Genomic DNA, 13340 nt, shown 5'->3' with positions numbered 1-13340 from the left:
TCATTTTTGGAGCAATTGGTCTCTTTGCTTGCCGAGAGCGCCGCGCAGCCGCAGGATCGCTTTGGAATGAAGCTGCGAGATCCGGGAAGGCGACAAGGACATCACCTCGGCGATCTCGCTAAGGGACAGATCCTCGTAGTAAAACAGCGAGACGACCGTTCGCTCCTTCGGCGTGAGCTTGTCGATGCCGGCCGCGAGAGAGTCTCGCAAATACGTTTCGTGCACCTTGGACTCCGGGCTCTGCGCCTTGTCGTCCACGAGCAGCGACATGCGCGTCTCGGCGTCCTCCTCGCGAATGGGCTCTTCGAGCGAACCGATCGTCGCGACGGCGACCTCCTGAAGCATTTGCTGGAATTCTCTGTCCGTTATATTTAAATAGCTGCATATCTCTTCGTCGGTGGCGGAGCGCAAGTTCCGCTGCTCGAGGACGGCGTATGCATCTTCCATTTTTTTCGCTTTGTCCCGGACGGACCGCGGCACCCAATCGCCCTGCCGAAGCCCGTCGATGATCGATCCGCGAATGCGCCAGGAAGCGTACGTTTCGAACTGCAGCCCCCGCAGATGATCGAATTTTTCGATTGCGTCGATCAGACCCATCGAACCGTTGCTGACCAGATCGTCCTTGGATACGTTTTTGGGCAATCCGGCCGCCATGCGGCTGGATACGTAATCGACGAGCGGAATGTACTTTTCGATCAAGTCTTTTTTAGCTTCGGTGTCGCCTTCCTCTTTCCAGCGGCACCACAGGTCGTAATGGGACAGCTTTGAACTTTTGGGTTCTGCCATCGCTGCATCACCTTCCTTAATCGTCGTTCAGGCGCCGGATCGCCTGTGCGACTTGTTCCGGATTCGGGTCGTCGATCGACACGAGCCTTGGGGGCTTAAGCGGCTCGAAGCCGGCAGATTGCGGCTCTTCGCTGCCCGTCCATTGCTCCCGCATAAGCCGGGAGAGAGATTCGTCGTCTTCGGTAGGCGTCGTCACGTCCAAAACGATTCCTCGCTCCTCTTCCGCTCGCTCCTTGTCTCCGCCAAGCGTCTTGGCGGGCTGCAGCAGCTGCTGAAGAACGATGCGGGCGAACAGGCCGAGCAAGCCGAACGCAAGGAAGGCGTACAGGCCCCGCACGAGCGAAGTGAGCGGCGGATTGCTGGACGATGAGATCAAGAACACCAGGACGGCTCCGAAAATTGCGAACCCCAAATTCCATCGCCATGGCACGCTCATTTTAAATCTCCTTTACCCCATTCTGCACGCTGCGGATCGTCAAGATTCCGCTTGCGCTGCTGAATTCGATCGTTCTGCCGAAATTGCCTCCCGTATCCTCTGCGACGACGGGAATGTCGTACGCCGCGAGCGCCAGCTTCGTCGACTCCACATTGCGCGGGCCGATGCGCATGCTGTCGCTGCCGCTGGCGAACGCGAACATCTGCGCGCCTCCGGCCAGCTTCGCCACGAGCCTTCTCACATTGGCGCCGCCGGCTTTGAGCCTGGACAGCAGTTCGGGAACGGCCGTATCCGCGTACTTCGCGATATTGAGCTGTCCTTCCCGCGCGATCTCCGAGCTCGGAAGCATAATGTGCGCCATCCCCGCGATGCCGAGGGCCGCGTCGTGCAGCGTCAGTCCGACGCAGGAGCCGAGTCCGGTCGTCTTGAGCGAATCTCCGCCCGAGGCGACGTTCAAGTCCGCCATTCCGATTTTCACGATAATGACTTCTTTCATTAGATAGGCACTCCTAGCGCGCGGAACAAGCGCTCGAACGATTCGGGATCGGGAATAAAGAAAAAGTGGCCCTCCGCCCGCCGATCGTCCTCCAAAAATGTCGTATCGATGAGCAGCGCTTCGTCGCCCATCGTGCCGAATTGAACGAGCCCGTAGCTTAAGATAGCGCCCGCCATATCGACGGCGATCGCCGGGACGGTCGGCGACAGCGGCAAGCCCGTCAAATCCGCGAGCGACGACAGGTACGAGCCGGCCAAAATATTGCCGATCTCGCTCAGGGCGGACAGCTCCATCTCCGAATACTCGGGGCCCTCCGACAGCTCGAAATGCAATAGACCCTGAAGCAGCGCGCGCGCCTGATTCTGGCTCATCAGAAAAAACATGTTGCCCGGCGCCTCGCCTTCCACGCGAAGGAAAATGGCGACGACGACCTCCTCGCCGCCGCCGACGCGGTCGGCGATATCCTCAAAAGGAATGAAGCTTACTTTGGGGACGGCCATGTCGACCGGCCTGTCGAGCAAGCGGGAAAGCGCGGTGGCCGCATGTCCCGCCCCGATGTTGCCGACCTCGCGCAGCACGTCCATTTTGAACTCGGCGTTGTGGCTGAACAGTTCCATGCCGTCAGGCTCCGAATTGTTCGAGCTGGATAATCTCCGATCGGTTAAGAACTTCGGACAGATTCAGCAGAATCAGCAGCCTGCTCTCGCCGAACTTTGCCACACCGCTCAAATATTTGGCTTTGATGCCGCCGACGACTTCAGGCGGATTCTCCACCATATCCGTGTTCAGATCGATGACGTCGTTCGCCGAATCGACGATAAATCCGACCTCGAGCTCGTTCGCCGCGACAATGATGATTCGCGAGTTTTCCGTCGGCTCGGATTCGGGAAGTCCGAACCGGCTGCGCAGGTCGATGACCGGCACGACGACGCCGCGCAGGTTGATGACGCCTTTTACGAAGGCCGGCGTCTTCGGGACGCGGGTAACCGGCGTCATGCGCTCGATCGTCCGCACATGGTCGACCTCGATGCCGTATTCTTCGTGAGCGAGCGTAAACACGATAACCTTGAAATCTTCTGCCATGACAGCATCCTCCTCGAATAGGAACGATTATTTGATAAGTGCGTTCGGATCTACGATGAGCGCCACTTGACCATCGCCCAAAATCGTCGCGCCCGAGATGACGTCCAGGTTCGTGAGATACTTGCCGAGCGTCTTGAGTACGATCTCGCTTTGTCCGATCAGCTCGTCGACGAGCACGGCGGCAAGCTTTTCGCCTTTGCGAATAACGAGCATCTCCGTCTCCTGCTCGTTCTCCTCCGTGTAGTCGGGCGAATCCAGCACGGCCGCCAGCGACAGTACCGGAACGATTGAATTGCGGTATTCGATGACCTTCGATCCGTGCAAGTCGCGAATCGCGCTGCGCTTGACGATACCCGTCTCGACGATAGAAGACAGCGGAATCGCGAACTTTTCCGAACCGAGCTTGACCAGCATGGCCGTAATGATCGACAGCGTGAGCGGCAGCTGAATCGACCACTTCGAGCCTTGTCCCGACTTGGACGTGACCGATACGACGCCGCCGAGCGACTCGATCTTCGACTTGACGACGTCGAGGCCGACGCCGCGCCCCGAGATGTCCGAGATTTTGTCCGCCGTGCTGAAGCCCGGCGCGAACAGCAGCATGTTGATCTCGTCGTCGCTCAGCTTTTTGGCTTCCTCCGGCGAGACGATGCCCTTCTTGACGGCGATGTCGAGCACCTTCGGCTGGTTGATGCCCCGTCCGTCGTCCTCGATCTCGATGAACACGTGGTTGCCGCTGTGGAACGCCCTAAGGTTAACGACGCCCGTCTCAGGCTTGCCCGCCTCGCGGCGTCCTTCGATCGTCTCGACGCCGTGGTCGACGGAATTGCGGATCAGGTGCACGAGCGGATCGCCGATCTCGTCGATGACCGTTCGGTCGAGCTCGGTCTCGGCGCCGGTGATGACCAGGTCCAGCTTTTTGCCGAGCGACTTGGCCAGATCCCGCACCATCCGCGGGAACCGGTTGAACACGCTGTCCACCGGCACCATGCGCAGCTTCAGCACGATGTTTTGCAGATCGCTGCTCACGCGCGCCATATGTTCGACCGTCTCGGTCAGATCGTTGCGGCGCACTTCGCTTGCGAGCTGCTCGAGCCTGACGCGGTCGATGAGCAGCTCGCTGAACAAATTCATGAGCGAATCGAGCCGCTCGATGTCGACGCGGATCGTTTTGTTCGCCACGGGCGCTGCAGCGGGCGCTCTTGCAGGCGGTGCGTCGGCCGCAGCCGGCTTATTTGGCTTGTCCGTGGTGGCCGACGCAGGAGAAGGCGCCGCAGCCGTAGCCGCTACTTGCTGAACGGCCTCCTGGATTTGCTGCTCTGAGGCGCGCGACTCGTCAAGCTCGCTTAAGCTCTCGAGGTCGAGCGGAACGATGCTTACCGATTCAAGCTCGGAAATTTTGTCGAGCGTGTCCTGCAGCTCTTGCTGCGGAATGCGAGAAATATAATATACGGAAAATTGATGGCCGAACTGCTCCTGCTCGATGTCCTGCACAGACGGATGCGACTTGACGAGCTCGCCGTTGCGATCGAGCGCGTCAAACACCATGTAAGCGCGGACGCCCTTCAGCAGGCAATCCTCGCGTATGACCACTTCGATATGGAAAGCGGGGCTGCCGTTTTCGATCGACTGTCTAAGCACGGATAGTTGATATTGGTCGAGCAGCAAATGCGTCGCGACCATCGCAAGCTCGGAGGCGCCAGGTGCGGCAGCCGCTTGTCCGGCGGCTGCGGGCGCGGCCGGCTCGCCCTTGACAATCTGCTTGAGCTGGGAGACAAGCTCCTTGACGTCCGCGCTTCCGGTGCCGCCGCCTACGACGTCCTGAACCATGCCTTCAAGCGAGTCGAGGCATTTGAAAAGCGTATCGAAAATATGGCCGTTCATTTTCAGCTTGTCGTTGCGCACCAAGTCGAGCACGTTTTCCATCTCGTGCGTGAGCGAGGCCAGATCCTCGAAGCCCATCGAGGCGGACATGCCTTTAAGCGTATGGGCGGACCGGAAGATAATCTGAACGATGCTGATATCTTCCGGCTGCTGCTCGAGACGCAGCATGTTTTCGTTAAGCGACTGCAGATGCTCGTTCGCTTCGTCGATAAAAATGGACAAGTACTGATTCATTTCCACTGGGCGTCACCTCCTGAATGGCACATCTGCATTAAAGCTGCTTCGCTTTCGGCTTTTCGACCGATCTGACCAGCTCGGGCGCGATGCGCTGCAGCGGCAGCGCCGTCTGCGCCGCGCCGTTTTCCATCGCCGAGCGCGGCATGCCGTACACGACGCATGTTTCCTCCGCTTCGGCGATGAGCGTCGCCGCTCCATCCTCTCGCAGCGCCTTCATGGCCTTCGCCCCGTCGCTGCCCATGCCGGTCATGAGAACCGCATGGCGCCTCAGCTCCCGCCGTCCGACGAGCGAGCCGAACATGACGTCGACCGACGGCCGGTGGCCGCTGACCGGGTCCTCTTCGGTAAGACTGATCCTGTAGCCGCCGGCTTCCTTGATCAGTTTCAGATGCTTGCCTCCAGGCGCAAGGTATGCTTGTCCGGGCAGCACCCGATCGCCGTCCGCCGCCTCGCGTACCTCGATCGCAGAGCAAGAATCGAGACGCTGCGCAAGCGAGTGCGTGAACTTCGGCGGCATATGCTGCACGATCAGAATCGGTGCCGGAAACGAAGCGGGAATCGACGACAGCACTTCATGCAGCGCCCGCGGACCGCCCGTCGACGTACCGATCGCTACGATATCGGTGAACGAATCGGTTTGGCGCGGCGGCGCGGCGGAAGCCGTCTTCGGCAGCGTGTCCGGCTGGGACGCTTTGGACGCTTGCTCCGACGGCAGCCGCTTGGTCGGCTTGGACGCCTCCCCCGCTTTTTCGCTCTGCGCAGGTGCGGCTTTTCCGGCCGCCTCCGGTTTGTGAAGCAGTCGTTTTTTTACTTCGTCCTGGCTCGCCGATGAAGATAACGGCGGACGCGGTGGCGCAGTCTTCCTCGCCGGCAGCAGCTCCTGCAGAGGCTTGCCCGGCATGCTGGACCGATCGATGGCGGCAGCCGTTTCCTGCCGGGCGGCCGTCTCGTTCGCAGGGCGGCGCGCGGACTCAACGCCCTCGCGCCTTGCCGAGGATGCCGGCGGCCTGGGGTCAAGGATGTGAGACGGCGAAAGCGCCGCTGCCTCGTTCCCGGGCGGCGACGGCTCCGGCGGTTCGGTCTTGGCCTGCCGCTGCGCCGGCGGCTCGGCCATCGCCTGCTGCTGCGCGGCCTCTTCCTTGTCGGCCTTTTCGGAAGCAGCCTCGGCATCGGCCAGCATGACCGTCGCTTCGGCGTTTTCCTCGGTCATTCGCCTTAATCTTAGCTCTCCGGAAGTCAGCAGCTCTTTAACGATATGCAATTTTTCGATCAACGTCTCGCCCATGTACGATACATCAAGCTTTAGAGCGCCGTCCGGCTTGCGCACGAAATCGAACGCGCCGTATTGGAGCGCGCGGATCGTGTCCCGCGTTCCCCGGTCCGTCACCGCCGACATCATGATGACCGGCGTAGGGCATTCGGACATGATCCGCTTGAGCGCCTCCAGCCCGTTTACCTCCGGCATCTCGAGGTCCATGACCGCGATATCCGGCCTCAGCTTGCGCACCTGCTTCAAGGCGTCGGCCCCGTCGGCAGCCGTCCCTACGACCTCGAATGCGGCGTCGCCGGCCACCAGGTCTCCGACCAATTTCCTCATGAAAGGGGAATCGTCAACGACCAGCACCGTAAATGCCTTCATCCTTTCCCGTCCCCTTTCGCTCTTGTCGTTCGGTCCGTCAGCTCCACAGCTTGCGAACGCGCTGGAGGAAGCCTTTGATGCTCGTTTGAACGGATGTTTTTCGGCTTTCGTTTAAATATTCGGCGGCAATGCCGTCAATTCCTTTGGACGCAGGACAATCGGGGTATAAATATGACAACGCCGTCTGTTTTTTGACGGCTTTCGACACATGCGCATCGTCCGGAACGAAGCCGAGCAGCGGGACTTCTAGCGACAAGTAGGTTCTCGCGACCTGCCGAATGTTATCGGAGGTCTGAAGTCCCTCCCGGTCGTCGCCGACCCGATTGACCACCAGCCGGAACTGGGCCTCTTGTCCCATCGTCTTCACCATTTTCATGAGGGCGTACGCATCGGTGATGGAAGTCGGCTCGGGCGTCGTCACGACGATCGTTTCGTCGGCCGCCTGGATGAACCGAAGCGTTTCCTTGGACAGTCCTGCGCCCGTATCGAACAGGACGTAATCGACTTCGCCGTACAGCTTGGCGATCTCCGAGGCGAAATACTCGAGCTCCTCGTCGCTCAGCCGGATCAAATCCTTGAAGCCGGAGCCGCCTGCGATGAACCGCAGTCCCCCGGGGCCTTCCTGAATGATTTCCCAGATCGACTTGTCCCGCTTCAATAAATGAAACAGGCTGTATGCCGCCGGCGTGCCAAGCAGCACGTCGATGTTCCCCATCCCGATGTCGGCGTCGAATAGCAATACGCTATGGCCTCTTTTTTGCAGCGCCAGCGCGAAGTTCAAGCTGAAGTTCGATTTTCCGACGCCTCCTTTGCCGCTCGTCACCGTCAAAATCCGCGTTTGCTTCGCCTCGTCCGCTTCGCGCGACAGAACCATATGCCGGAGCGCCTCCGCCTGATCAAGCATGGGCCTGCGCTCCTTCCAGCAGCTTGTCCGCCAGCCATGCCGGATCGAACGACCGGATGTCGTCCGGAACCGTCTGTCCGAACGTCACGTATGGAATGCTGAATCCGAACTCGCGCACCAGATTCAGAATCGCCCCATACGAATCCGTCTCGTCCATCTTCGTGAGCAGCAGGCGGGATACGCCGTACTTGACGAATTGGGCGGACACCTGCCTCATGTCCTGGTATTTATGAGTCAGGCTGAGGACAAGGATTTTCTCCGCCTCTTGACCCGGCGACAGCAAGCTGTTCACTTCGGAAACGTACAGCTCATTGCGGTAGTTTCTTCCCGCCGTGTCCATCAGCAGCAGATCTCTGTCCTCCAGCTTTTTGTAGGCTCTGGCGAGCTCCGATGGCGAAAAGACGACCTCGAGCGGCACATTTAAAATGTCCGCGTACGTACGCAGCTGATCGACCGCGGCGATTCTGTACGTATCGGCCGTGATGAATCCGACGGCGCGCCGCCGCGACAGCGCTAGCTCCGCTCCCAGCATGGCGACCACCGTCGACTAGCCCACGCCGGTCGGGCCGACGAAATGCACGATGCGCGTATCCGGCGCGATGCCGGCATCCTTGGCGGGCGCGAGCCAAGCTTGAAGCAGCTCGCGCGCCTCCTCGTTAGCGATCCGGTCGAGCTCGGCGTCGCCGGCATCCCCTTCCTCTTCTTCACGCGCTTTCAGCTTAGCAGTTAAAGCGCCGGCGAATTCCTCGATGTGCGCCGGCTCCACGCCTTGCTGTGCAAGCAGGCGGCTTAAGCGCAGCACGGGCTCGGGCATGCGCTGCGGGGCCGGCTCGCGGACCGATTGCTGGCGAAGAAGATCCTTCATCGCCCTAAGTTCAGCCAGCAGCTCCGCCGTTTCGCCAGTCGCGACCGGCGGCGAGGTTGCTTGTGACGCTTGCGCTTGTGTTTGAGTCTGAGTCTGCAATTGCGTTTGCGGTATATCGCCAGCCGCAGGCTGATCGCTTCGGGCATCCAGCTCGGCATCGTATGCGATACGATCTGTCGCAACACGGGCGCGCGCAGACGCGAGCGCGCGGCTCATCGCTTCGTCGAAGCTCGCTTGCGACGTTGAACGCGACTCCAACAGCGCTTCTGGCCGGAGGGATCGGCCTGCGTCTTCGCCGGCTTCGCGACTGAATCCGTTCGGACGGCCAGCCGGAGGCTGCGAATCCGTATTCGCTGCGGGACCTCCGGAGGCAGCGCCTCCATACTTTTGCCGAATGGCGCTCGCGGGGAGCGGCTGAGCTGCAGGTTCGGTGACGCCGCGGTCCGTTTCCCGATCCAATGCCGGTTCAATGGCGGCCGGCGCGACCGGCTGCTTTTTGTCGGGCTCCGGCTGCTGACGCAAGATCGGCTTTGCCGAAGGACGCGCTTGCGGTTTGGCGGACTCGTCGACTGCGGCGATCACTTCCATCCGTTTTTTGCGGAACATGCCAAGAAACCCGCCGGTGCGGATTTCTTTGGTGTTCAGGATGACGGCATCGGAGCCGAGCTCGCTTCGGATTTGCTGGACGGCCTGCGGCAGATCGTCGACCAAGTAACGTTTTACCTTCATGCGTTCACCACCCCGACGCTTTGTACTTCGATATTCGGTTCAAGCTCGCTGTAGGAGAGCACGGGAATGTCTTGCAGACTGCGTTCGATCAGCTGGCGCATGTACATCCGAATGTTCGGAGACGTGAGAATAATCGGCTGCTGTCCGGCTTGCAGCGTCTTGTTGATCTGCTCGCTGAGCCGGTTGTATATCGCCTGCGTCGACGAAGGTTCCATCGCCAGATAGCTGCCCTGCTCCGATTGCTGAACGGATTCGGCGATCCTTTTTTCGACGCCCGGGCTGATCGTAATGACCCGCAGCGGTTCGCTTGGATTGGCGTATTGCTGGGTGATTTGCCTGGACAGCGCTTGTCTGACGTACTCGGTCAGCACGTCCGGATCCTTCGTGTACTTGCCGTAGTCGGCAAGCGTTTCGAAGATCGTGACGAGATCCCGAATCGAAATTTTTTCCTTCAGCAGCTTCGCGAGCACCTTCTGAATGTCCCCGATCGTGAGGATATTCGGCACGAGCTCTTCCACGAGCGTCGCATAGCTCTCCCGCACGCTGTCGACGAGCGACTTCGTCTCCTGACGACCGAGCAGCTCGTGCGCATAACGCTTGATAACCTCGGTCAGATGCGTCGCGACGACCGACGGCGGATCGACGACGGTATAGCCGGACAGCTCCGCGCGCTCCTTCGTCGCTTCGTCGATCCAGAGCGCCGGCAGTCCGAACGCCGGCTCCTTGGTCGCGATGCCCGTGATCGAATCGTCCTCGAAGCCGGGGCTCATGGCCAGATAATGATGCAGCAGCAGCTCGCCGCGCGCCACCGTATTGCCTTTCATTTTGATGACGTATTCGTTCGGCTTCAGTTGGATGTTGTCCCGAATCCGGATGACCGGCACGATGAGCCCAAGCTCAAGCGCGCACTGACGCCGGATCAGAATAATCCGGTCGAGCAGATCCCCTCCCTGCGACGTATCCGCGAGCGGAATGAGACCGTAGCCGAACTCGAATTCGATCGGGTCGACCTGCAGCAGACTGATGACGCTCTCCGGGCTGCGCACTTCCTCGATTTCCTTTTCCTCGACGAGCTGCTCTTCGGCTTTTTGACGCTTCGCGACGTTCAGCTGCATACGGTAGCCGGCAATGACGAGGATGACCGCGTACGGAAGCGTGGCAATCGGGCCGATCGGAGTTGCGATGCCAAGCAGCACGATTGTACCGGCGACGATATACAGCAGCTTCGGATAACGGAACAGCTGCTTGGTGAGATCCTCCGCCATGTTGCCTTCGGAAGCCGCGCGGGTGACAATGATGCCTGTCGCGGTACTGATGAGCAGCGCCGGGATCTGGCTGACGAGTCCATCGCCGATGCTGAGAATCGAATACGTGCTGAGCGCCTCGTTGATGCTCATGCCGTGTACGGCCATTCCGATGATAAAGCCGCCGATCAAGTTGATCGTTACGATGATGATGCTGGCGATCGCGTCGCCCTTGACGATCTTGCTCGCGCCGTCCATCGCTCCGTAAAAGTCGGCTTCATTTTGGATTTTTTCGCGCCGTTCTTTAGCCTGCGTCTCGCTGATCATGCCGGCGTTGAGGTCGGCGTCGATACTCATTTGCTTGCCGGGCATCGCGTCCAGCGTAAAGCGCGCCGCTACTTCCGCTACGCGCTCGGAGCCTTTGGTGATGACGATAAACTGCACGACAACGAGAATGAGAAAGACGATAAATCCGATCGCGAGCTGTCCGCCGGCGACAAAGCTGCCGAACGTGGCGACGACCTTCCCCGCTTCGTGCTCCGACAAAATGAGGCGCGTCGTCGAAACGTTAAGCGCCAACCTGAACAAAGTCGTAATCAGCAGAAGCGTCGGAAATATCGAAAAGTGCAGCGCATCGGTCGTATTCATCGCGATCAGGATGATCATGAGCGCCGCCGAAATATTGACGATCAGCAGCAAATCGAGCAAATGCGTCGGGATCGGGACGACCATCATCAGGACAATGCCGATGATGCCGACCAAAATGCTAATGTCCCGAATTTTCACCGGTCTTCCCCTCCCGCATATTTATATTTACTTAACCTTGGCCATCGACTAAACATGACGTCGGCCTTTAAGTCTATATACGTAAGCCAGCACTTCTGCTACCGCCTGGAACAAATCCGCGGGAACCGCGTCCCCGATGTCTGTTCGCTGGTATAGCGCGCGCGCGAGCGGCTTGTTTTCCATCGTCATGACGCCATTTTCTTTGGCGATCTGCCGAATCCGGAGCGCCATGTAGTCCTGGCCTTTTGCGATCACTCGCGGCGCGTCCATTTTGGATGCATCGTATTGGAGCGCGACCGCGAAGTGCGTCGGGTTCGTGATGATGACGTCGGCCTTCGGCACTTCCTGCATCATCCGCATCAGCGCCAGTCGACGCTGCTTCTCTTTGATCTTGCCTTTGATGAGCGGATCGCCGTCCGCGTTCTTGTGCTCGTCCTTGATATCCTGTTTGCTCATCTTAAGACTCTTGTCGTGCTCGTATTTGTGATAGTAATAATCTCCGATCGCCAGTACAAACAACGTAATGCCGACCAGCAACCCGAGTCTCACCGTCAAACTCGCCGCATATGAAAACATTTCTGCTACGGGTACATATGCAAGCGACATGATCTTGTCGTGCTCCGCCCAGATCGTAATATAAACGATTGTGCCGACCGCCAACAGCTTCAATGAACTCTTTAGGAATTCGATGATCGAACGAAGCCCGAATAAATTTTTAAGGCCGTTAAGCGGATTAAGCTTGCCGAACTTGGGCTGCAAAGGCTGCAGCGTGAACAGCCAGCCGATCTGCGCATAATTCGTGCCAAGCGCGATGATGATCGTAACGATAAGAATCGGTGCCAGAATCAACAGCAATTGCAATACGTAGTTAGCGAACAAGCCCATGACATTGGCGTCGGTCACTTCCATCGACAGCTGTCTTCTGAAAATATCGCCGAACAAAGCGAACACGCGCTCATGAAAAAACGGCCCTAACGCCATCAGGATGCTAACGGTCCCGACTAATATAATCGAACTGGCGAGCTCGGCGCTTTTGGCGACCTGCCCCTTTTGCCTCGCATCGTTATATTTTTTCGGCGTCCCTTTTTCCGTTTTTTCTCCGGCAAAAAGCTGCAAATTCATCCGCAAACGATTGGCAGTCAACGATTTCTCTCCCCTTCGCGGCGGTGCCTGGCATTTTTAACCGGATCAAGTGGCCTTCATGATCACGAACATCTTCTCTAGTGCATTAAACATGCGGTCGAACACGATCTGGAACAGCGTGCTGAATCCCGGCATCAACAAAATTAATAGTGCGAACCCTATTAAAAGTTTGATCGGAACGCCGATAACAAACACATTGTACTGCGGTGCCGTTCGCGCCAACAGTCCGAGTCCGATGTCAGTAATAAACATGGCGACGACCAAGGGAGCGGCAACTTGAAGCGACAGCATGAACGTATCCGCGAACGTACGAACCAAAAATTCGGTTAAACGTCCTTCGTAAACGGTCTGAAACATGCGGTTGTCGAGCGGGAGCCATTTATAGCTGTTCATGATCGCGCCAAGCAAATAATGGTGACCGTTCATCGACAGAAACACCAGCATCATCAGCATGAACTTCAGATTGCCGAACAGCGGTGCCGAGACGCCCGATATCGGATCGAGGATATTCGCCATGCCAAGTCCGATCTGCATATCGATAAAGGTGCCGGCCGTTTGAATTAGACTGAAAAACAGCGAAGCTGTATATCCGATGAACAGACCTGCTATAATCTCCTTCAGCACAGCTAAAATGTACGTGGCGTCGGTCGGTACCGGATTATCGAAGCCAACGGTCAAAAATACAAGCAGAGCCAGAAACACGCTTATTCCTGCCTTGAAGGGGCGTGGCAGCGAACGAGACGAAAAGATCGGCGCCACGACAACAAAGGAAGAAATTCGACAAAGAACGAGCATGTAGGCAGGCAAAAGCTGCATCACTTGATCGGTCGTCATATCAGCCGATGTAGCTCGACAGATTGCCGAGCAAATGTGTCGTGAAGTCAACCATCGTGTTTAACATCCAAGGACCGAACACCAGAATGGCTACAAACACGGCGACGATCTTGGGTATGAATGCAAGCGTCTGTTCCTGGATCTGCGTCGTCGCCTGAAAAATGCTGACGAGCAGGCCCACGACCAGACCGATGACCAGCATAGGCGCGCTCACTTTAAGGACGGTGAACAGCGCTTGTCCGGCCAACCCGATTACAAATTCCGCGCTCACTAT

General features: G+C 58.3%; 14 protein-coding genes. All 14 read right to left on the bottom strand.

The genetic code is table 11. The annotated features are described in order from the left end of the window. The 14 genes from KVT38_RS22260 to fliQ all read right to left on the bottom strand — a co-directional run bounded on the left by KVT38_RS22260 (position 1) and on the right by fliQ (position 13337). Complete coding sequence (locus tag KVT38_RS22260) at positions 1-786, bottom strand: FliA/WhiG family RNA polymerase sigma factor (RefSeq protein WP_217595942.1); 786 nt, start codon at positions 784-786, stop codon at positions 1-3. 16 nt (positions 787-802) lie between these two features. After that, positions 803-1222 (bottom strand): hypothetical protein, encoded by a 420-nt coding sequence (locus KVT38_RS22255; RefSeq protein ID WP_217595941.1) that lies wholly within the window; start codon positions 1220-1222, stop codon positions 803-805. Between the two features lies 1 nt (position 1223). Next, positions 1224-1718: a chemotaxis protein CheD gene (locus KVT38_RS22250; RefSeq protein WP_217595940.1), complete on the bottom strand. Its 495-nt coding sequence runs from the start codon at positions 1716-1718 to the stop codon at positions 1224-1226. Further along, a complete protein-coding gene (locus KVT38_RS22245; RefSeq protein ID WP_217595939.1) occupies positions 1718-2335 on the bottom strand; it encodes a chemotaxis protein CheC in 618 nt (205 codons plus the stop codon). Before KVT38_RS22245 ends, KVT38_RS22250 begins: the two co-directional genes overlap by 1 nt. Positions 2336-2339: 4 nt before the next feature. Beyond that, complete coding sequence (locus KVT38_RS22240; RefSeq protein ID WP_217595938.1) at positions 2340-2801, bottom strand: chemotaxis protein CheW; 462 nt, start codon at positions 2799-2801, stop codon at positions 2340-2342. A gap of 27 nt (positions 2802-2828) precedes the next feature. Continuing rightward, positions 2829-4925, bottom strand: a complete 2097-nt coding sequence (locus KVT38_RS22235) for a chemotaxis protein CheW (RefSeq protein WP_217595937.1) — start codon at positions 4923-4925, stop codon at positions 2829-2831. 31 nt (positions 4926-4956) lie between these two features. After that, positions 4957-6561, bottom strand: coding sequence for a chemotaxis protein CheB (locus KVT38_RS22230; RefSeq protein ID WP_217595936.1), 1605 nt, complete (start codon positions 6559-6561; stop codon positions 4957-4959). Positions 6562-6598: 37 nt separating this feature from the next. After that, the gene (locus KVT38_RS22225; RefSeq protein WP_217595935.1) at positions 6599-7465 is read right to left on the bottom strand and encodes a MinD/ParA family protein; all 867 of its coding nucleotides are present in this window, start codon (positions 7463-7465) and stop codon (positions 6599-6601) included. Further along, positions 7458-7997 (bottom strand): flagellar biosynthesis protein FlhF, encoded by a 540-nt coding sequence (locus KVT38_RS22220; RefSeq protein ID WP_217595934.1) that lies wholly within the window; start codon positions 7995-7997, stop codon positions 7458-7460. The genes KVT38_RS22225 and KVT38_RS22220 overlap by 8 nt, the downstream gene beginning before the upstream one ends. Positions 7998-8012: 15 nt before the next feature. Further along, complete coding sequence (locus KVT38_RS22215; RefSeq protein WP_217595933.1) at positions 8013-9059, bottom strand: flagellar biosynthesis protein FlhF; 1047 nt, start codon at positions 9057-9059, stop codon at positions 8013-8015. Continuing rightward, on the bottom strand, positions 9056-11089 hold the full coding sequence (gene flhA / locus KVT38_RS22210; protein WP_217595932.1) for a flagellar biosynthesis protein FlhA: 2034 nt from the start codon (positions 11087-11089) through the stop codon (positions 9056-9058). Before flhA ends, KVT38_RS22215 begins: the two co-directional genes overlap by 4 nt. 48 nt (positions 11090-11137) lie before the next feature. Then, a complete protein-coding gene (gene flhB, locus KVT38_RS22205; RefSeq protein WP_217595975.1) occupies positions 11138-12211 on the bottom strand; it encodes a flagellar biosynthesis protein FlhB in 1074 nt (357 codons plus the stop codon). Positions 12212-12277: 66 nt separating this feature from the next. Next, positions 12278-13066: a flagellar biosynthetic protein FliR gene (gene fliR, locus KVT38_RS22200; protein ID WP_217595931.1), complete on the bottom strand. Its 789-nt coding sequence runs from the start codon at positions 13064-13066 to the stop codon at positions 12278-12280. 1 nt (position 13067) lies between these two features. Beyond that, positions 13068-13337: a flagellar biosynthesis protein FliQ gene (gene fliQ / locus KVT38_RS22195; protein WP_217595930.1), complete on the bottom strand. Its 270-nt coding sequence runs from the start codon at positions 13335-13337 to the stop codon at positions 13068-13070. Between the last annotated feature and the right edge of the window lie 3 nt (positions 13338-13340).

This window comes from Cohnella sp. GbtcB17, from assembly GCF_019091135.1.
In the GTDB taxonomy this organism is placed as follows: Bacteria; Bacillota; Bacilli; order Paenibacillales; family Paenibacillaceae; genus Cohnella.
The sequence above is the reverse complement of the archived record's forward strand: the minus strand, read 5'-3'. Positions and strand labels throughout refer to the sequence as shown.